The sequence below is a fragment of the Campylobacter sp. CCS1377 genome (assembly GCF_040008265.1).
Classification (GTDB): domain Bacteria; phylum Campylobacterota; class Campylobacteria; order Campylobacterales; family Campylobacteraceae; genus Campylobacter_D.
Window position 1 is genome coordinate 963,203 of the sequence record NZ_CP155620.1, and the last position, 19,943, is coordinate 983,145.

Consider the following 19,943-nt stretch of genomic DNA (forward strand, 5'->3'; position numbering starts at 1 on the left):
AATGAGAATATTACTAGCCTTACTTATAGGTATTTATGCTTTTGGCACTGATGTTTGCGAACAAAAAGAAGCTGAAATATTTTTATATGTAGAAAAATATGCAGATATTTATAAAAATAAAAATTTAAATCTTTCAGAAGAAGAAAAATATAAAAAAGCTGTTGCTGATTGTAATGCTAGAGATGAAAAAGCTTGTTTATATATTTATAATAACTTTATTATAGATGGTAATTTTAAATTTGAGGAAAATATATTTAATTTAATTGAAATATTAAATAATGTAGGTATTATCATAGAAATCGCTCAACCAAGTAGTAATAAAGAACTTAATTCTTTAATTTCATTTAATAGTTTTAAAAACTCTTTAGAGGTAATAGACTATGTACTTAGTAAAACTAATGATAAGAAAATCATAGAAGAATTAAAAGCGCTTAAAAAACGAAATACTATTTCAATATTTCTTAACGGAAATGGTTGCCCAGCATACTCTAATGGCAAATTAGAGAGTGATACGATAAAGATGCCGTGCTTATGCAAAAAAAATTCTGCTTATTTGCTATTAGAACCTGATAATATAAGACAAGCTTTTTTAAATTTAAAACTTTTATGCGACAAATATAAAGATAGTGTAAGTTGTGGAGCTGTGGGTGGTTTTTATGAAAACGGACAAGGCGTAAGAGTTGATTTTAAACAAGCAAAAAAATACTATGGCTTAGCTTGTGATGGTGGTTATCAATACGGTTGCGATGGATATAAAAGAATGATGGGGTATTGAAAAGTTGCAGTTTGTACATTTATTTAATTTTTATAGATATTTCAAATATTCTTTGACAAATGGCTAACAAATTTCTGATATTTACTTCTTTTTCGTGGCTTTCAGTTTGATAATCTGCCCACTTTCTCATTTTTTGCAAAAGTAATAAACTCTTTCGATAGTGTTCAGGCAATCCATTGTTATTAAACAAATGCCAGTGCATCTGTTTTGACTCTTTTGATTTAAGTTTTTCTTCATTTTCATGTAATATTTTATGATAAAAGGCATAATATAATCTTCCAATACCCATTCTAAAAGAAATATTATCGTTTTTTTCTAAGCATTTTTCAGCAAATTGAAACAAATCTTTGGCAATTTCAAGATGATTGTTATACTTATAGTCAAGGGTGTCTTCATGTTTAAAATTCATCATAAGACCATTAATGAATCAATATACAAATATTTTTTTTGTGAAAATACTTCATATGCTTTTTTATTTATCTCTTCTAGCTCATCTACATCTATATCGTTTGTCAAATCCATATTAAAAACAAGACCGATTTTATTTTCTATATCATCTTCAAATTTACCAATGGACATAATGTTATATCCAGTTGCTTTGATTATTAGATTACTTAAATATTGAATTTCATAATTTTTAACATCGATTTCATTTCCTTCTTCACTATCCATTGTATTTGTTTTTTGTAATAAAATAGAATTTTCCATTGTATTTGTTTTTTGTAATAAAATATAATTTTCCATTGTATTTGTTTTTTGTAATAAAATATAATTTTCCATTGTATTTGTTTTTTGTGATAAAATAGAATTATCTGACAAATACGCACTAGTAGAAGAATATGTTAAAATTAAAACCACAGAAGTTAAGGCAATTAAATTGTTCATATTATTCATAAATTCATCTCGTCCATTTTATTATCTTGCAACTTATATAATTCATTAATTTTTTCACAAATTGAATCATCATAACCACTACTGCTTATTTTTTCACAAGCTGCAATAATTTCCATAATATAACCTTGTTTCTCTTTATCTAATGTTATTTTATCAAATGTTTTATTAAATGTTTTATTGATTATTGTAACAAAACATACATTATCGTCATGTTCTTCTCTTAATTTGATATTCGAAAGAAAATCTAAACAATCTTTATCTTTAATTTTTATGGTTAAAAAATCTTTAATAGAGTCTACATTAAATACTCTTTTTGTTCCTATTCTAGATATAGATTCAATTTCATTTCCAATAGATTCTAAAACTTTAAAAATAAAACTATTATCTTTTTTAAATAAATCAAAGCCTATGATATTATCACCTAAAAAAATATTAGTGTCTATATTTTCAAATTTAAGTCTATAAGTAGGCTGATGTCTTAAATTCGGTTCTAGATCTTTAATTTCTTGCGGAATATTAAAAGTAGGCAGTCTTTCTATTTTCGGACTTGCACTATCTATTTGAATTAGAGAAAATAAACTTTCTATATTATTTTTAAAAGTTACAAATAAATCACACACATCTATTATTTTTCTATTTTCTAGTTTTGAATTATCCATTTTAATCTCCTAATTTTCTATTATATCGACACTAACACAACCAAAGTTTACAAAATTAAGCAAAAAATATTCCATATTATTTAATAATATCACAATCAACCTTATAATTTCTTATACTCTCATTTTCTACATCGTTATTTGGCACTTGATAGCATTCTTCAAAATTGTCGCCTTTTAAAATCTTAATATAACTACTTGGTACAGCTATTTGATTTTTAATTCTTTTAGGATTGTTATCATAATTAACTAGATTTAAAACTTCTAAACTTCCAAGTTTTAAAGCAATTTGTCTTTCTCTTTTTTCTATTTTATTCCAAACCCTTTGATTAATTTGCGGATTTTGTGGAGTGATATTACTCATTAAAAAAGTGCTTCTTTGGGCTTGAGCGGTTTTTCTCATTGAAGCATTAGAAAGAGTATGCCCCCTATCATAGCCACTATTTTTATAATCACTCCATGTAGTGCGGTATTTTTTAGGGATATTCGTATCATCTTCAAAGCGTGGGCGTTTTTTGATTTGTTCGCCTTTTAAATTTTCCGCTTCTAATTTATAAGCTACTGCTTTAGTGCCTTTATAGCCATAATCATAACAATTTATATAATAGAATTTATCTAAAACTTGTGAGCAATTTTGCTTAGTAAAATACTTGGCAAACTCTTCACTTGGTTTGTATTCGTGATACTCAGCAAATAAAGATGAGGTTAAAAAAATAAGCATTATTATTTTATTCAATTTAGTCCTTATATAGTGTTTTAAACTCGCCGTTTTTATAATCAAATAATTCTATCTCGCCATTTGGCTTAATCTTTTCTAACTCATAATCTTTAAATTCATTGCTTTTATAATCATACACACTAACATCGCCACCGCTATCGATATCAATGTTGTAATTATTTAAATCATCATCGTAAGCGTCAAATGCAAAAAGCCAAAGGGATAGTAAAGATAATATCGTGAGTTTTTTCATATATTTTACTTATCATTTATGATTTTAACTTCAAATTCTTCAAAACTAACAGGTTGTAAATGATAAGGAGAAAAGCCAGATAGCATTGTGATTTGTGCTATAATAGGTCTCAAATATGAAAACATTATTGCTACAGCATTATTTAGTAAAAATTTATTTTGCTCATCTTTAACCTCAAACTGGATTAATGATAGTATTGATGTTGATATTTTATAAATATTTTTATCACTACTATTTGCTTTAATATTTAAATCCAACTGAATTAAAAATTTATCTTTTTCTTTATCATCTTTTTTTTGCGCAATAGCACCCATAGTCTTGTTAAACTCAAATTTATCAATATCACTTTCTTTAATTTCTGGGTTTTGTTCGAAATTGAATTTTTTTATCTCTATTGATGAAATTTGAAATGCACCTTGTTTTATTTTGCTCATTGTAACTCCTTATATCTAAGCTGCCTGATAAAAATCATTATTATATTTCACATTTTCCTGTTGTATTTTATTAATTTCTGAATATTGTTTTTTGATTAAATTATTCCTTTTATTTGTATATTCTTTTAAGTTGTTTATTATTTCAAAATGCTTTTTTAAGTTGTTTATTATTTCAAAATGCTTTTTTAAGTTGTTTATTATTTCAAAATGCTTTTTTAAGTTGTTTATTATTTCAAAATGCTTTTTTAAGTTAAACGCCAATTCATATCTTGCAATCAATAAGTTTAAGCGATTTGCAAAATTTTTAGCTTTTTTTTCATGTAAATCAATTGTTTTTAAATTGTATTTTGGCGGATACTGAAAATAAATACTACTTAAAAAATTTTGAAATATATGTCCTAATTGTTCAGGAATGTCTTTCTCATCTTTATATTCTATTGTAATGTTATTTCCGTCAAAATTTGATTTTGAATTATATTTCTTTAATTTCATATTTTTTTTTAAAACAATGTTAAATTTTTTACATATAGAATTAATATCTAATAAGGAATTTTCCTTCTTTACCGCATCAATGACTTCCATTGCTCCCATTGGTCGCTTGTTTGACTCTGGGATAATTTTCCAAAGCTTATTGGCAAGATTTTTATTTTCTAAAAATATTTTTTGTTCTCTCTTGTTAAGTAATTTAAGAATATTTTTCATTGTTTTATATTTTTTCCTTTATAAAATAATTATCATTTTCTATCGGACTATATATTATATTGTTATTTTCTTTAAAAACATAAATAATCCTTTCTTTTCTCTCTAAAATAGTTTGTAAATGGGCAAAAAATTCATATTCTATTTTTTTCATATCAACTTCTTTGATTTTTATTCCTTCGCTTTCAAGCATTATTTGATCCGCTTCTAACTTAAAACAACTTTTAACATTTTTATTTTTTGTGAATATTTCACAATTTGTTATTTGATAAGTTTCGTTTATTTTATTATACTTTAATTCTTTTGCATATAAAATACCATTGAAATCTTTAAGATCTAATTTTTCTAGTTCATTATCTTTTTTCATATTTGCTCTCATCCCACCACTTCTATAAAATTTTAATATATGCCTTGATTGTCTAGCAATAACCCATCTTCAAACGCAATTCTTCCGCAAGTTTTACCTAAAACTTCAAATAAACCGCTTTCAATTTCATTTTCGCTTATCTCAAAGCTTTCATAATCAGGGTTAATACTTCTTGCCATTATTTTATTTGGCATAAAAGTAAGTCTTTTAATATAAACCGCTTTATCCAGTCTAAAAACATAAATACCATCTATTTTAATAAAACTCCTACCATCTACCATATCCACAATTACAAAATCGCCACTATTGTATTTTGGTTGCATACTATCCCCAAAGCATTTAAAAATCCTTAAGTGTTTATGACTTGGATACCTTTGCTCGATAAAAACTTTTGGTATATCCACTTCTTTAACCACTGCAAAGCTTGGGTCAAATTCTCCCATAGCACCACAACCTGTTGGCATTTCTAAGATGGGGATTTTGTAAATTTTTTCTCTTGTTTTTGATATATTGGAGTGTGTTAATAAAACTTCCATATCAACATCTAAAACCTCAGCAATAATTGGTAGATTTTTAACCGATGGACTTCTAGCTCCATCTTTGTTTTTACCAAACCAAGACTTAACAGTAGGCATCGCAGGTTTAAAACCTCGTAAAGCACAAGCATTAATAAAATCTTGATAATTTGAAAATTTAGAATATATTAAATCTTGCAATATTTCAGTGTTTACATTTTTTTCCATTACATTACCTTTCTGAAAATGAAATTCTATCAAAAAATAAGAATGCAAAATGTGTTCCATTTCTATAATATTTAAAGTTTTTATAAGTATTCATAATGTATTCTTTTGTTTATGAAAAAAATAGACTTTTACAAATTTACGGATTTAATGAACAAACATTATTCTATGTCAATGATTAAAAATATTAGAGAAAATAGTCGTAGGGTTGGCTTCTCAAAACAAATCGAGTTTAAAAAGCTTTATGGCATACCGTTTGAGTTTTGGGTTGATGTGAGAAGTAATTTAACCAATATCCCAAAGCGTGGGCGAAAATCAAAGAAAAGGAGCGAGAAGTGAGTGTGGAAAAAGAGAAAATGAAAGACTTTAAAGGTTGCGATGAAATGCTTCAAGTGACAAGGGATATACTAAGTTTGATTAAAAAATATCATTACAAAGACCAAGTTAAGATTTTAGAACTTGTAAATACTTTAGTAAATAGTGTTTTGTCTAGGACTAGTTTTTAATGTTGATGATTTCTAATATTTTTTTATACATATTAGCCAAATCATCTGCGGCTTTTTCGCGAGAATTTAAGTCTTCGTCATCTTTTAGCGGAAAAGCATCGAGTATAAATTTAGTTAATTCTAAAGCAATTTCATCTTTTGTCATGGCTAAATCCTTTATGAAGTATTTCTTAACTTGGCAAAAGAATTTTAACAAAACAATGGAGTTAGTTTAATGTTTGAATTACTTTCAGGACTTAGCATAGGGTTTTTGTTGGGAGTTTTTATTTACTCTTTACTTCATTATTTAAATCAAAAGTTCGGAGGTAAAGGCAAGTGACTTTTGTTTTATTACAAATGCCGTCTTTTCTTAAAAAATCGCATTTTGGGGCTTGTTCCACTCCATCTTTATACACTAAAGTAATAGGAATTTTAACTCTTAAAATAGCGTTACAGGTGCTTTTGAATGTGTCTATTTTAGCTTTATTTTGCGCTTTTGTAAAAAAACGACCAAGCAAAAAACCTATGATAAGTCCATATATAAATATAGCTTGTTTTTTGCCTAGTATTTGCATTAAAGAATTGAATAAATCCATAAAAAACCTTTTTAATTTACATTATAACATAAGGGATAAAAAATGAGTATGAAAGAATTATGTGTTTTAGCAAGGGAAAAAATAGCAGAAATAGAGCTAAGCATTGATGATAGCTTAGAGCTTATCGACGCGCTTTTGGAGAATGATGAAAGCGATGAATTGTTTGAATTGAAAGAGAATTTAGAAAGATTAAGGGGGTTACTCTGATGTTACCAAATTTTAAGGCTGATTTTGATGTGGCTAATTACACAAAGAAAAGACTAAGAGAAAGAAGGGGCTATTTAAAGCTTTCAAACACTATCGTTTATGGTGGATTAAGTGTGGATGCTTTAGCTTTGTATATACAATTAGCAAAACTTAGCGAAAAAACCATTATAAGCGAAATATACTTAAGAGAGTTTATAAAAGTCAAAGACGATAAAAGGATAAGTTTAAACCGTTTAAGAACTGCAAAAAGGGAATTAACCCAGCTTAATTTGCTTGAAATCAATAAAAAAAGAAATGGCTCTTTAAATTTCTATGAGTGGATCTTAAAAGATGAAAAAGGCGAAATTAAAAGACATTTTAACAAAGCTTTAACTTTGCTTAAAAATAGCGATGAAAACTTAAGCAAAGCACTTAAAAATAATGCTTTATCAATCGACAGAAAATTAACCACTGATGAAATCAAAAATCAAAATTCGCTATATAAGGATACGCACACGCATACACGCGATAATAAATTTATAAATAATAATATAAATAATAATAAATTTATAAATTTAAATAATAAAAATTTAGAAAATAAAGAAGAACAAAAAGAAAAGAAAGAAAATTGCGTTTCTAGCAAAACGCCATCTTTTATCGTGGATTTTAACAAACTTGATGAAAAGGATTTAAAGACTATGGCAAAGAAAACTTTTAAAGAACCAAGTGCCAATGATTTAATGGCACAAATTAAGGCATTTAATCAAAAACACGGCACTGATTTTACAGAAAGCTTGGCTAATGATTTTATAGAGTATTGGAGTGCAAGAGAATGGAAAAGAAATGGCAAAAGAATGGATAGTGTGGCAGGGAGTTTATACACTTGGATGAAGAATGCTAAAGAGTGGCAAAAGCCGAAGAATGAAAAGACAAATAAAAATCAAGACTATCTTTATGCACTTTATGGCGAAGAAGCGGTAAATAAGCTTAAAAAATCAAACCATGTAGAAGAAAAATTTATCGATGTGGAAGTTTTTAACTAAGGAGTTTTTATGGAAAGTGCAATTAATTTAGTTTCTGATTTATTTGGTTTAAATGAAAGAAGAGCACAGCTTGTTTATTTAGAATATTTTAGAGATTTTAGCGAGCAAAGAATAAAAGACTTTTATAAATTTTATGTCAAGGTTTGCAATCAAAACAACATTTATGGCGATGTGCTTTTTAAGATATCTAGTGCTTTTGAATTTGCAGAACTTGAGTTTAAAAAACGCTTTGAAGACAAAGTAGAGTTTATAAACTGGCTTAAAAAAAATTACAAAGGGCGTTTATTTTTTAAAATCAACGAAAATGATTTTACTTATGAATACTATGCTTATGATGGTTTTGGGAAAGCATTTAAGATGGAACAAGCTTGTAATGAGATGTTGGTTAGTTTAAATCAATTTGGCGAGTTTTGCTACAAAGATGGGGAGTTAATAGAAAATTGCGAATTTAAAGAGGCTTTGATTGAGTATATTTTTAAAAATCAGCATAGAATTGGCAAGGATCTAACACTTTCTTATAAACCACAAATTAGTCTTAATAACTCTTTGGGCTATGAAGAGCGCTATAATGAGTTTAAAAGAGAGCAAAACAAGCTTTGCAATGAGAATAAAGACAAATTTATACTCATCATCAAACATGCTTTAAAGAATAAAATTTAAGTTTATATTAAGAAAGTAAGTGATGAAAAAATATAGTTTAAAAATCGAGTTAAAAGAAAATCCAGTGCCTTACAAAAGAACTACTCAAAGAGCGAAATTTGTGTGCAGTGATTATATGAAATATTTAGAATTTAGAAAGCTTTTGCAAATTGAGTTTTTAAGACAAAACAAAGTGGCGTATTTTGAAGCATTTGATAAGAATAAAACTTATGAGTATAACTTAAAAATAGGCTTTAAAAACAAAAAACACGGTGATGCGGATAATATCGTAAAATGTGTATTAGATGCTTTATTTAAAAACGATAAGGGTGTTTTAAGGGGCGTTTATGAAGTAATGAGCTTTAAAAAGGCTTTTTTAGAACTTGAGATTTGCGAATTTAATTTTAATGAAAGGCTTTAATAATGAGTATGATGGTTAATGGCAAGAGCTTAACAAAAGAAGAGCTAATACAAAAAATAGAAGAGTATTTTAATGAAAGAAAGGTTTTAAAAGAAACCAAAGAAAGCATTGTATTTGCACCAAAAACCAAAGTGGGCTTAGCGGTGCATTTAGGCATTATACTTAATACCTTAAACGAATGGGAGAAAGATAAAGACTTTGGCGAGATTGTAAAACAAGCAAAACAAAGGTGCGAAATGGATATTTTAAATCATTCTTTAATTGGCACTTATACGCCAAGTGTGAGTATGTTTTTGCTTAAAAATCAGCACGGCTATGTAGATAAACAAGAAATCACTAGCGATAATGTGCAACGCATTGAAATTTCAAGGACAAAAGCACAATGACTTTAAAGCTTGATTTTTCTTATACACCTGCACAGCTTAAGGTTTTTGATGAAAATAATCCGCGTTTTATCACTGTGGCAAAAGGTAGACGCTTAGGCTTTACAAGAGGCAGTGCTAAGTATGTTATAGAAAGTCTTTTAATGGGATTAAATGTGCTTTGGGTGGATACGGTGCAAAGCAATTTGCAAAATTATTTCGAACTTTATTTTATACCTGAACTTAAAAAACTGCCAAAAGAGTTTTATACTTGGAGCGTGCAAGATAAAAAGCTTATCATCAATGGAGCGGTTTTACATATGAGAAGTGCCGAAAGACCCGAGAATATTGAAGGCTTTGGCTATGATTTGGTGATTTTAAACGAAGCTGGAATTATCCTAAAAGGAAGCAAAGGAGAGTATCTTTGGTTTAATGCTATCCGTCCTATGCTTTTAGATAATCCAAATTCAAGAGCGATAATTGGTGGAGTGCCTAAAGGCAAAAATCTTTTTTATGAGCTTTGTAAAAAAGAATTAAACGATTGTAATTGGAAACATTATCAATTTTCAAGCTACGATAATCCATTTTTAAAAGAAGAGCAAATTAAGGAGCTTATCGCTGAAGTGGGTGGCGAAGATAGCGAAGTGGTAAAGCAAGAGATATACGGCGAGTTTATCGATAATGCAAGTGCTGAGCTATTTTCTTTAAGTGAAATTGAAAAGGCTATGAGTAGCATTTCTTTTAGTGTTGAAAAAATGCAAGGCGAGCATATTTGGGGCTTAGATGTGGCTAGATTTGGTGATGATAAAAGCGTATTGGCTAAAAGAAAAGGCTTTGTGGTTGATGAGATTAAAAAATACTCACAGCTTAGCACCATAGAACTTGCAAATAGAGTGCTTTTTGAATTTAATCAAAGTGAGATAAAACCAAAAGGCATTTTTGTTGATACTTGTGGGCTTGGTGTGGGAGTATTTGATGTTTTAAGTGATTATGGTTTGCCTGTATTTGAAGCAAATTCAGCCAACTCAGCAACTAGCAATGAATACTTAAACAAAAGAGCACAAATGTATTTCACTTTTGCAAAAAATTTAAAACATATGCAAATCATCAAAGATGAAGAGCTTAAAAAAGATATGAGAATGATTGAGTATGAGTATAACGACAAAGGCTTATTAAAAATCATTTCAAAAGAACAAATTAAAAAAGAATACGGAAAAAGTCCTGATGTTAGCGATGCTTTGGCTTTGACCTTTTTTGAGAAACTTCATAGCAGAAAAGATATTAGCGAAGATTGGAGCTATGATGGCTGGTGAGTTTTTAATGATTTATGAAAATATCAACGCTAATAAAATAAGAAAAATATCAACTATGAGTGATGAAGCGATTAAAGCTAGTTTAGCAAATGAGTTTTTAGATTTGGTTGCGGGTTTTAATATTTCAAGAAAGCAATACAAAAGAGAATTTGCAGAGTTTTTAGAAGAAAAAGGAGCAAAAGATGATGAAATTTTAAAACTAACAAAGCTTAGTAAGAAAACTTTAGAAAGGATGAGAAAATGCAAATAAATGATTTAATGGGACTTTACGAAAAGCCAAAAACTAAGGTTAAAAGAAAAATTGAAGGCGACGAGCTGGTGGCTTATCTAGATGAGCTTATTATAAAGGCAAAAAATGGTTTTGAAAATTATAGGAGTGATTTTGAGAATTTAATCAATGCTTATCTTTTAAAAGGCGATGAATTGGCAAGAGAAAAGTTTAATAAAACTAATAGGAGTAATCTTTATATCCCAAAACTAAATGCAAAGGCAAAGTATTTAATCACTTCATTAAATGATGTTTATTTTAATTCTGAGCGCATGGCAGACATTGAAAACTATATCAATTCTGATGAAACAATCATTAAAATGTGGCAAGATGCTATTGATTTTTACACTCAAAAACTTAATCTTTTTAAGACTTTTCAACCCCTTTTCTTAGACGCAATCATACTAGGAACAAGCGTTGCGAAAGTGACTTGGCACAAGGATAGTCCTAGAATTGAAAAAGTGAATTTAGATGAGATTTTCTTTGATCCAAATGCGAGTAATGATGAAGATGTTAATTATATAGTCAATGAAATTTACTTAAATTACGATGAGATTTTAAATCGCATGGATAAAGGCTTTTATGAGAAAAAAGATTTAAGCGAGTATTTTTTGGACGAGAAGGAAAAATATAAAAAAGTAAGACTTTATGATATTTATGAAAAGATTGATGGGGTATGGGTTGTTTGCACTTTATTTGAAGAAGAATTGCTCAGAAAAGATATAGAACTCATTGACGGTCAGCCGTTTATTTGGGGAAGTATGTTGCCACAAATGAAAAGTTTTGATGATGAAAATTATATTTGTGCTTATGGTGAAAGTGTTATGGGAGCGGCTTTATCTTTACAAAGTGAAATCAATATCACAAGAAATCTTTTAATCGATGCCATGCGAACGCACTTAATGCCAAAATTAACTTTACCAAAAAGTTCTGGAGTTTCAAGAGAAGATATAGAAACAATAGGAAAACCACTTTATTTAAATGAACCAAGTGCAATTAATATCTTACCACAAGCTAATATTAATTCTTCAAGCGCAAATTTAACTCTACTTGAGAGCGAACTTACAGAAGTTACAGGCGTTAGCCCACAAAATAACGGAGCACAAACAGCAAACAATGAAACCGCGACAGAAATTAGCATTAAAGCCCAAGAAGGTGGAAGAAGAAGTGCTGATTATATCAGACAATACAACGAAACATTTATCGAGCCTTTATTTGATAGGTTTGCAATGCTAGTATTTAAATACGCTAGTGATGAATTCTTTGGTGGTTTTCAAAGGATAGATATACCAAGCTTTAGATTTAAAATCCAAACAGGAACAGGTGCTATGAATAAAGAAGTGCGTCGTGCTGGACTTCAAGCAAGTATGCAAGTCTTTTCACAACTTTATCAAATGTATATGAGCATAGGTGATACACAAAGTGCTTATAACATCATCAAAGCTAATGAAAATTTGGTTAAAGAATTACTGCCAATTTTAGGTATTAAAAACGCAAATTCTTTACTAAGTATGCAAAATGAAAATCATACATCATTAATGCAGGAACAAATGACAATACAAGGTTTTTAAATGAATTTTGAAGATATTAATAAAGAATTTTTTAGCACAAAAAAAGGAAAGGAGTTGATTTATTATTTAAAAAACAAATACGAAGAGCTTTTTTATAAAGCAAAAAATGCAAAAGAAGATAAAGAAAGGTTAAAAGCATTGGATGCAATGGCTTTTTTAGATGAAATCATAACAAATTTAAAGGATTAAAAATGGAAGAAAGAAACGCAATAAATGATTTAATGGATATCTTAACAAATGATGAAGGAATACAAGATGAAGGGCAAAATGATGATGGAGTTGATGAAGGCTCAAAAGATACAAAAAATGATACAAAAACTGATGATTATAAGGCAATGTATGAGAGCTTAAAAAAAGAAAGCGAAGCAAAATATAAAAGCTTAGAAGATGAGCTTAAGGCTTTAAAAAATCCACCAAAAGAGCCAAGCGAAAAAGAGCTTCAAAGAGAGAGTTATTTAAAAGAATTAGGGCTTAGTGATATTAACGAGAAATTAAAAAGGCTTGATGAATTTGAAATCAAACAAAAGCAAAGAGAAGAACAAGACGCTTTAATGAGTAAATACGCTAATGTTGAAAGCGAACTCAAAAAAGCTTATCCTGATGTAGATTTAAAGGCTTTAAGTGAAATTGCAGCCAAGCTTAGTGGTTTAAGTGAGGCAAATATTGATAGTTGGAAAACTCTTATTACTATTATCAATAAAGGAGCAAATGCCAAAAAGGCTGATGAGTATATGAGTAGCACAAAAAGCGAAGTTGCGAGTGATTTTTCTAAAAAATCAAAAGAAGGAAATGTTGATAATATTGATTTAGGCAAGGAGCTTTTAAGTTTGATGTAACTTTAAACTTCAAAGGGTTATCATAGTCCCCCTTTAAAAAAGGGGTTTGCTAATAAGCCTTGACAGCTAACAAGCAAAGTAGTATAATTACCACAACTATGAAATTAAATAGCAATTAACTCACCTCCGATCTAGGCGGTAAATTAGTGCTAAGGGTGGCGACCCTTAGCACCACACCTTTTAAAATTATAATCAATAAAAATTAACTCTACTTTTTAAAAAATCTCAAAAAAAACTCAATTTTTTTTCAAATTTAGACAAATTCCCTAGTTTTGTCTAAAGATTTAAGGTATAAATTTAAAAATTTTAATGCAAAGGTTTAAAATGATTGATTTTGCAAGTTTTTTAAATAATGGCTTTGCCGGAGCTATAAAGCCAACCGTTGATGCGGGTATTAATGGCTTAGGGCAAATGGGTAATTTAACTGCTGGGCTTGATTTTACAAAAAATTTAATACCAAAAACAGATTTTATAAAAGATATTGGCAATGTAGGAACAAGCGTAGCTAATAACGCAAGCAAAAATAAAAACTTATGGGGGACTTTCACTGATTGGCTAGGAAAAGACTTAGGTAATGGCAGAACGAATTTAAATAATGTGATTGATATTGGAGGGCTTGGTGCTAATATTTGGAGTGGTTATAATCAGCAAAAAATGGCAGACAAAAATTTCGAACTCCAAAAAGATGCGTATAACTTCAATAAATATTTAGCTAATGAAGAATTAAGACGCAGAGCTAATAGAGAAAATAATTTAAAAGAAGTTTGGGGTAAATAGTTGCTTAGAAATAAGCCAAAAAGGATTTAAGAAGTGAGCCAAAGGGAAATTATCTTAAACCCGCAAAAATGCGGGGATACTCTAAAATGCCTTGACATAGCAAAACATTAGGAGTATAATTATAAAGATAATTTAGTGCATTGAATCACCGCCTTTCTGGGAGAAGATTAAACGCTAAAGGGCGGCAACCCTTTGGCATTCCACCCTTTGAAATTATACACAACTTAATTTAAACTTCTTTAAATCCTTTATCTAAGACAGATACAAGGAGTTTAACAAATGGCATTTTATAATCCACAAAGAGTAGTTTTTGACCCTGATAATATGGTTATTCAAAACGCAGGAGCATTAGGCGGAACAATTTATAATGCTTTTAAAAACTATAATGAAGCACAAGAAAAGCGTTTTAATGCACAAAGAGAATTTGAACAAAAACAAAATGAGCTTGAATTTAACAAGGCAATACAAAATAATCAGCTTTTACAAAAAGAAAGAGAATTTGACTACAACGCACAAAGAGATTTAATCAAAGACTATCAATGGCAACAAAGCAATGAGCTTGATAGATACTATAAAATGCAAACTCTAGCCAATAATAAATACGCAAAAGATATACAAAACAAAAAGAATTTGTTAGAGCTTAAAAAGTTGGAGAATGAGGTAAAAGGCGGAGGCAGTGCAACAGATATCAATAAGCTTTTAAATGGCGGGGGAAATAATTTTTATCTTATTGATAATAGCACTAGAAAAATGATGAAAAATATTAAAGATCCTAAAAAAGAGATTGGGGTTGGAGATACCTTTAGCGATGCTTTTGCGTCTTTGTATGAAAACAGAAATACCTATAGTGAACAGTTTTATAACAATCATAACCGCTTAATGTCTGAGCTAGCAAGAGAAAAATACGGCTCACAAGTAACAAATAAACAAATGGAAGATATTCAAAAAATATACGGACTTCCTGAAAGCTCTATTTTTAGAGATAGAATACCGTTAGAAAAAAATTTAAAACTAAAAAGAGAAATGGCAGACATTAAAAGGCAAAAAGCTTATAAAAAAGCTGAGGAAAACTTATCAAAACCTACAATTTGGAACAATGCAGAACTAAGAGAAAACGAAGTAAAAAAATATCATACAACGATAGAGAGTATTGAAAATGAGTATAAAGAATATGAGAAATGGATTAATGGAGAATTTAATACTTATTATGCCCCTACAAATAAAACTAATTTTATCAATAACTCAAACGCTGTTCTAAGCCAAAATCCCATTCTAAGCCAAAATCCACAAGGCAATAAAATGATATCAACAGGACAAAATAGAATGTCATTGCCGGCTTATGAAAGTGCTATGCTTAATGGGCGAGAGATTTATTACACTAGACCAAATATATACGGCAAAATATATGTTGATTTAGGAAATGGCGATGTGGTTGAGACAACCATCGATGAATTAGCAAGACAAGGAGCGGTAAAATGAGAATTTATAAGGGCTTTGAAGATTATTATACCAACTCGCCATACGCGAATAATATGCAGGTATCAAATCAAACACAAAGTGCAATACAAGCAAAACCTACCACAACCGTTTATGAAAAATCAGAACTTTCTGATGAACTTTATAGCGATAAAACTATGAATGCTAATGATTTAAGTGCTTTTATTTTAGATAAACAATCAAGATTTAATGCCTCAAAACCTTTTTTTGCTGATGACAACGAAGTGGCTTTGAAAAATAAAGCTTTTATGCAAGAGCTTGGTTTTCATTTAAAAAATTCAAATCAAGGTCGTTTAATACAAGATGATGATGGAAGTTATTGGGTGCAAGATAATTTAGGTAACTATGCAAAAGTCGATGAAGGCTTTTTTAAAAAAATCGGCAGAGGGATTAAAGATAATGCCGGAAGCGTAGCATTAGGAACGCTTGGTGCTATTGGCGGGGGATTAATTGGCGGACCTGTTGGAATGGTTGGTGGTGGAGCTTTAGGAGCTGGAATTGGAGCTGGCGGAGATTATTATTTAAACACAGAGCTAACCAATCAAGATAGAAATTTACAAGAAGCTTTAATGTTGATGGGCGAAAATGCAGGACTTTCTTTAGTTGGCGATGCGGTATTAGGTGGTGTTGCTAAGGGTGCAAATGCTTTTAAGGGAGCTTATAAGGGGATTAGCAACACCGCTAACAAAGCAAGTGAGATTTACGATGGAGTGCGTGTTGGGGGTGAGAATTTAAAAGAAAATATAGGCGATAAATTTAGAAATGCAATGCCAAATTTAATAAACGATTATGCATCAGGCGGAGTGGATACGGCTAGACAAAGAGCAAAAGAAATTATTAATTCAAAAGATATTAATGCTTATGAACAAGCACTAAAAGATAGCTATTTAAACCCATTAGAAGTTTCTCAAGAAAATGCAATATTTAAAAAATCATCAGATTTGGTGCGAAAATACGGCGATAATTCAAAATATCAAGTCGTTAAAAATACAGCACAAAAAATATCAGACACTTTGGACTTTATCAGCAAAAACACAGGCTCAAAACAAGCCACACAAGTCCAACAAGAGCTTTTAAATATGGCAATGATGGATAAAGATTTAGCAAAAACTTTAGGACAAGTTTTAAGAGAAAAACCCGAACTTGCAAATACTTTGTTTAATCAACTTGCAAAACAAGATGAAGCCATTTTGAAAGAACTAAGCCTTGAAAAAGATATAAAAGCTCAAAATCTTTATGATATGTATGATGCAAGAAAAACAAGGGCTTATGATGAATTTGGAACGAGCTTAGATAAGATAGATAAGCTAAATCCAAACGGCATAAAAATAGATACTATGGCTTTAAATGAAATTGCAGATAACGCTGGAATTTATAGCGAAGCAACTCCGACTATTATTAAGGACTTTTTTAAAAGGGCAAATAATGGCGAACTTAATGGCAAAAGTGCTAAAGAAATCAACGATGAAATCAGTGCAATTAACGATAAACTAAAAGGCGAAAAATCTTATAATTACAAAGAGTTTTTAAACAGTGTAAAAGATGAACTTTTAAATTCTATGGTTAAAAACTCAAACAACCCTAAACTTGCAAATGAAATTTTAACTAAGGCAAGATCTGATTATGCTAAGTTTAAAACATATGAAAAGAGTAAAATCGGCAAAAAGCTAGATGGCGATGAAGCTAAGATTAGTAAAAATCTTAATGAAATCATCAATAACACAAATAAAAATAAAAACTACGAAGCCATAACCAAAGGCTTAAATGAGACAGAAATAGCAGAGCTAGATAATCAAATCATTAAAAGAACTATCGATAAACATATTGTTGAAATTGATGGCAAAAAAGTGGTTGATTATGCAAAAGTGGTAGAAGCAATGAAAAATTATAATCCAAAAAGCCAAAGCGGACAATTGAAAAAAGAAGTTTTAATGGCTATGGGTAGGTTAAGAAAAGATATAGATATTATCATTGATAGTATAGCGGAAGCTAAAATACCAAAAAATGGCAGTAATTTTGCAACCACTTTCGATGGCAAGGTTAAGGCTATGTTTATAAATTCGATTACGGATTATATCGCTTTTTATTTTGGAAAGTTATTTGGGCTTTCTGGCAATCCAGGACTTAGAATACAATTTCGCCGTATGGTAAATAATATCAATACCTTACAAGATTTTAAAACTCAAACTAAAGCCTTTATAGATGGTATAAAAGATAAACATATAAAAGCCCAAGCTAAAAAAGCACAAGCAGAATTTAACGAAAAAACAAAAGATTTAATCAAAGGTAATGGCTTTTTTATGGATAAGCCAGATATCAGCAAAAACGAGCTTAAATTTGTAGGAAAAAACGGCAAAGAATATACCATTGATAAAGCCGTGCGTAATGAGTGGATGAAAACTTTTAATCTTAAAAGCATTGATGATGATTATATTCCAAAGTTACCAAATGAAATAAAAACAGCTTTGAATGGAAAGGATATAAAACTCACTAAAGGTAGCTTATTAAAGCTAATCGAGAAAGATAGAATTAAATACATACCACATATAAAAGAAACTTTGGAAAATCCACAAGCAATCATAAAAGATAAAAATGATTATATATTTGTTAAAAATATAAATAATCAAACCTATTTTACAAGCATAGGGAAAGATTATGAAACACATTTGACTATTGTCAGCAACTCACCAAAAAAACAAAACAATATAATAAATAAATTTAAAAATGCTGAAGTTATTTATAGTAGTACTGCGAGAGCCTTACCGACATCTAGGGCATCTTCAGAGACAAAACAAGTGCCGTTCTCTAGTGAAAATTCTACCCAAGAAAAGCCTAAAAAAAACTTAATCCAAAGACTAGATGATGATATTAAAGCTAGAGAAGAAGCTAAGAAAAATAAAAAAAGCGTAAAAGAAAGATTAGACGAAGACATTAAGGCTAGAGAAAAAGAAAGTGATGAATTTTTTAAAAGATTTGATGAGTTTTTGGGTAAAAATAAGAATTATAAGCTTGATTATTTAGATGATATGGAACTAAACTCATTTGAATACGATATAAGTAGAAAATTTATCATTGATGCTAAAGAAAGCATAGATAAGGGTATTAAAAAAGATATACCTAGTCCAATGAGAGACAGGATAGAAGAAAAACTAAATATCAAGCCTTTAAAAGAATTTGGGACAAATTATGCTGAATACTACCACGATGGAACAAGGGCTATAAAAAAACTTATGTTAGAAAAACAAGGACAAGTCGCAGGGGCTTTTCATAGAAAAGATTTAGGCGATATTGATTTGGTTTGGGGAGAAGTAACAGATAAGATAAAACATAAAGGCTATGGTTTAGCTCATATTATCGATAAGCATCCTGATTTGGATTTGGAGCAAATACCTAAAATTATAAAAAATGGTAGGTTGATAAAAGATGATAAGGGTAGAGCTAGAATACAATTTGACAATAAAGTTATAGGCATAAAAGATAATTGGAAAGGAGATAAAACAAATATATGGATAGTTACAAGTTATGAATTGCAATAAGAGAAGTGAAAAGTTTATATACATCTTTCACAATTACAAAGGGCGAGTTTCTGCCCTTAAACTCTTATGGCGAAATTTTAACAAACAAAACTAAATTTAAAATAAAGGAGAAAAAATGAATGCAATGTTGTTAAGCTCTGGGTGGGGGTATAGCATTGATACTGGAAATGGAATTAAGGAATTTAAGTATCAAAAAATCACAACACAGAGCTTAGGGTTTAACATCAATATAACAAATCTTGGAGTGCCGAAAAATAAAAAGATATTTTATATTATCAAAGCGACAGCAATTTATGATGGACGCAATGCTATAGTATTTTGTAAAGATATAACGAGTAATGATTTAATAGTAATGGATAAGAGTTGTAAGGCAAATGAAATAATAAGACTCAAGGGATATCATACAACAAATGGAGTTACAACTTATTTAGAAAGTATGTTAGCAAATAATATATCAACTCATAAAAAGTCTTTTAAAAATATTAAAGTGGAGTTTTATTGGGATTAAAGCTAAAGCATATTCTAGCCCCCTTTTTTTCAAGGGGAAATCAAGTATTAATAACACTTGACTATAATTATACAAAGTAGTATAATTATGACTATAATTTGTTTTAGCAATATAATCACCTCCTTTTTGGACATGATTAAATGCCAAAGGTAGCCGCCTTTGGCACTCTACCCACTGAAATTATATCTAACTTAATTTAAAATCCAATTTTTAAAATTACAGTCTATTAAATAGAGATTCTTCGCTTTGCTCAGAATGACGATGAAAAACTCATAATAAAAAACTCAATTTTTTTCAAATTTGGACAAATCTACTAGTTTTGTCCAAAAAATTCTCGTAAAATCCTTAAAAATTAATTTTAAGGAGCAA

The 19,943-nt window shown here is 29.4% G+C and carries 28 protein-coding genes; 17 read left to right on the forward strand and 11 right to left on the reverse strand.

Features of this window, described 5'->3' with window-relative positions:
• Nucleotide 1: 1 nt before the first annotated feature.
• Nucleotides 2-775: a sel1 repeat family protein gene (locus AAH949_RS04940; RefSeq protein WP_348518084.1), complete on the forward strand. Its 774-nt coding sequence runs from the start codon at nt 2-4 to the stop codon at nt 773-775.
• A 19-nt stretch (nt 776-794) separates the two neighbouring features.
• On the opposite strand, the gene AAH949_RS04945 is transcribed toward AAH949_RS04940, so the two are convergent.
• The 9 genes from AAH949_RS04945 to AAH949_RS04985 form a co-directional block, all read right to left on the reverse strand.
• Nucleotides 795-1,184 (reverse strand): hypothetical protein, encoded by a 390-nt coding sequence (locus AAH949_RS04945; protein WP_348518085.1) that lies wholly within the window; start codon nt 1,182-1,184, stop codon nt 795-797.
• A complete protein-coding gene (locus AAH949_RS04950; RefSeq protein WP_348518086.1) occupies nt 1,184-1,669 on the reverse strand; it encodes a hypothetical protein in 486 nt (161 codons plus the stop codon). Before AAH949_RS04950 ends, AAH949_RS04945 begins: the two co-directional genes overlap by 1 nt.
• Nucleotides 1,666-2,328: a hypothetical protein gene (locus AAH949_RS04955; protein ID WP_348518087.1), complete on the reverse strand. Its 663-nt coding sequence runs from the start codon at nt 2,326-2,328 to the stop codon at nt 1,666-1,668. The genes AAH949_RS04950 and AAH949_RS04955 overlap by 4 nt, the downstream gene beginning before the upstream one ends.
• A 76-nt stretch (nt 2,329-2,404) precedes the next feature.
• The gene (locus tag AAH949_RS04960; protein ID WP_348518088.1) at nt 2,405-3,061 is read right to left on the reverse strand and encodes a DNA/RNA non-specific endonuclease; all 657 of its coding nucleotides are present in this window, start codon (nt 3,059-3,061) and stop codon (nt 2,405-2,407) included.
• 1 nt (nt 3,062) lies between these two features.
• Nucleotides 3,063-3,296 (reverse strand): hypothetical protein, encoded by a 234-nt coding sequence (locus AAH949_RS04965; RefSeq protein WP_348518089.1) that lies wholly within the window; start codon nt 3,294-3,296, stop codon nt 3,063-3,065.
• A 5-nt stretch (nt 3,297-3,301) separates the two neighbouring features.
• The gene (locus tag AAH949_RS04970; RefSeq protein WP_348518090.1) at nt 3,302-3,730 is read right to left on the reverse strand and encodes a protein-export chaperone SecB; all 429 of its coding nucleotides are present in this window, start codon (nt 3,728-3,730) and stop codon (nt 3,302-3,304) included.
• Between the two features lie 15 nt (nt 3,731-3,745).
• A complete protein-coding gene (locus AAH949_RS04975; protein WP_348518091.1) occupies nt 3,746-4,432 on the reverse strand; it encodes a hypothetical protein in 687 nt (228 codons plus the stop codon).
• A gap of 4 nt (nt 4,433-4,436) precedes the next feature.
• Complete coding sequence (locus tag AAH949_RS04980) at nt 4,437-4,796, reverse strand: hypothetical protein (RefSeq protein WP_348518092.1); 360 nt, start codon at nt 4,794-4,796, stop codon at nt 4,437-4,439.
• 32 nt (nt 4,797-4,828) lie between these two features.
• Nucleotides 4,829-5,539, reverse strand: coding sequence for a S24 family peptidase (locus tag AAH949_RS04985; protein WP_348518093.1), 711 nt, complete (start codon nt 5,537-5,539; stop codon nt 4,829-4,831).
• Between the two features lie 111 nt (nt 5,540-5,650).
• Here AAH949_RS04985 and AAH949_RS04990 point away from each other — a divergent pair, with 111 nt between their 5' ends.
• Together AAH949_RS04990 and AAH949_RS04995 are read left to right on the forward strand one after the other, a co-directional pair.
• Nucleotides 5,651-5,875, forward strand: coding sequence for a hypothetical protein (locus AAH949_RS04990; RefSeq protein ID WP_348518094.1), 225 nt, complete (start codon nt 5,651-5,653; stop codon nt 5,873-5,875).
• The gene (locus tag AAH949_RS04995; protein WP_348518095.1) at nt 5,872-6,042 is read left to right on the forward strand and encodes a hypothetical protein; all 171 of its coding nucleotides are present in this window, start codon (nt 5,872-5,874) and stop codon (nt 6,040-6,042) included. Before AAH949_RS04990 ends, AAH949_RS04995 begins: the two co-directional genes overlap by 4 nt.
• Here the strand turns inward: AAH949_RS04995 and AAH949_RS05000 are convergent.
• The gene (locus AAH949_RS05000) at nt 6,032-6,187 is read right to left on the reverse strand and encodes a hypothetical protein (RefSeq protein WP_348518096.1); all 156 of its coding nucleotides are present in this window, start codon (nt 6,185-6,187) and stop codon (nt 6,032-6,034) included. The genes AAH949_RS04995 and AAH949_RS05000 overlap by 11 nt on opposite strands.
• 118 nt (nt 6,188-6,305) lie before the next feature.
• The gene (locus tag AAH949_RS05005; protein ID WP_348518097.1) at nt 6,306-6,617 is read right to left on the reverse strand and encodes a hypothetical protein; all 312 of its coding nucleotides are present in this window, start codon (nt 6,615-6,617) and stop codon (nt 6,306-6,308) included.
• Between the two features lie 42 nt (nt 6,618-6,659).
• Between AAH949_RS05005 and AAH949_RS05010 the strand changes: the two genes are divergently transcribed.
• From AAH949_RS05010 to AAH949_RS05075, 14 genes are all read left to right on the forward strand, one after another.
• Nucleotides 6,660-6,824, forward strand: a complete 165-nt coding sequence (locus AAH949_RS05010) for a hypothetical protein (RefSeq protein ID WP_348518098.1) — start codon at nt 6,660-6,662, stop codon at nt 6,822-6,824.
• The gene (locus tag AAH949_RS05015; RefSeq protein ID WP_348518099.1) at nt 6,824-7,846 is read left to right on the forward strand and encodes a hypothetical protein; all 1,023 of its coding nucleotides are present in this window, start codon (nt 6,824-6,826) and stop codon (nt 7,844-7,846) included. The genes AAH949_RS05010 and AAH949_RS05015 overlap by 1 nt, the downstream gene beginning before the upstream one ends.
• Nucleotides 7,847-7,855: 9 nt before the next feature.
• Nucleotides 7,856-8,506, forward strand: a complete 651-nt coding sequence (locus AAH949_RS05020) for a hypothetical protein (RefSeq protein WP_348518100.1) — start codon at nt 7,856-7,858, stop codon at nt 8,504-8,506.
• 22 nt (nt 8,507-8,528) lie between these two features.
• On the forward strand, nt 8,529-8,906 hold the full coding sequence (locus AAH949_RS05025) for a hypothetical protein (protein ID WP_348518101.1): 378 nt from the start codon (nt 8,529-8,531) through the stop codon (nt 8,904-8,906).
• The gene (locus AAH949_RS05030) at nt 8,906-9,292 is read left to right on the forward strand and encodes a terminase small subunit (protein ID WP_348519134.1); all 387 of its coding nucleotides are present in this window, start codon (nt 8,906-8,908) and stop codon (nt 9,290-9,292) included. The genes AAH949_RS05025 and AAH949_RS05030 overlap by 1 nt, the downstream gene beginning before the upstream one ends.
• On the forward strand, nt 9,289-10,581 hold the full coding sequence (locus AAH949_RS05035) for a terminase family protein (RefSeq protein WP_348518102.1): 1,293 nt from the start codon (nt 9,289-9,291) through the stop codon (nt 10,579-10,581). Before AAH949_RS05030 ends, AAH949_RS05035 begins: the two co-directional genes overlap by 4 nt.
• Nucleotides 10,571-10,831, forward strand: coding sequence for a hypothetical protein (locus AAH949_RS05040; RefSeq protein ID WP_348518103.1), 261 nt, complete (start codon nt 10,571-10,573; stop codon nt 10,829-10,831). Before AAH949_RS05035 ends, AAH949_RS05040 begins: the two co-directional genes overlap by 11 nt.
• An 8-nt stretch (nt 10,832-10,839) precedes the next feature.
• Nucleotides 10,840-12,420 (forward strand): hypothetical protein, encoded by a 1,581-nt coding sequence (locus tag AAH949_RS05045; protein WP_348519135.1) that lies wholly within the window; start codon nt 10,840-10,842, stop codon nt 12,418-12,420.
• On the forward strand, nt 12,421-12,609 hold the full coding sequence (locus tag AAH949_RS05050) for a hypothetical protein (protein ID WP_348518104.1): 189 nt from the start codon (nt 12,421-12,423) through the stop codon (nt 12,607-12,609).
• A gap of 2 nt (nt 12,610-12,611) precedes the next feature.
• A complete protein-coding gene (locus AAH949_RS05055; RefSeq protein ID WP_348518105.1) occupies nt 12,612-13,256 on the forward strand; it encodes a hypothetical protein in 645 nt (214 codons plus the stop codon).
• A 324-nt stretch (nt 13,257-13,580) separates the two neighbouring features.
• Entirely contained in the window at nt 13,581-14,033 is a 453-nt protein-coding gene (locus AAH949_RS05060) for a hypothetical protein (RefSeq protein WP_348518106.1), read from the forward strand.
• Between the two features lie 279 nt (nt 14,034-14,312).
• The gene (locus AAH949_RS05065) at nt 14,313-15,512 is read left to right on the forward strand and encodes a hypothetical protein (protein WP_348518107.1); all 1,200 of its coding nucleotides are present in this window, start codon (nt 14,313-14,315) and stop codon (nt 15,510-15,512) included.
• Complete coding sequence (locus AAH949_RS05070; protein ID WP_348518108.1) at nt 15,509-19,066, forward strand: PBECR2 nuclease fold domain-containing protein; 3,558 nt, start codon at nt 15,509-15,511, stop codon at nt 19,064-19,066. Before AAH949_RS05065 ends, AAH949_RS05070 begins: the two co-directional genes overlap by 4 nt.
• Before the next feature lie 115 nt (nt 19,067-19,181).
• Nucleotides 19,182-19,574 (forward strand): hypothetical protein, encoded by a 393-nt coding sequence (locus AAH949_RS05075; RefSeq protein WP_348518109.1) that lies wholly within the window; start codon nt 19,182-19,184, stop codon nt 19,572-19,574.
• Nucleotides 19,575-19,943 lie beyond the last annotated feature (369 nt).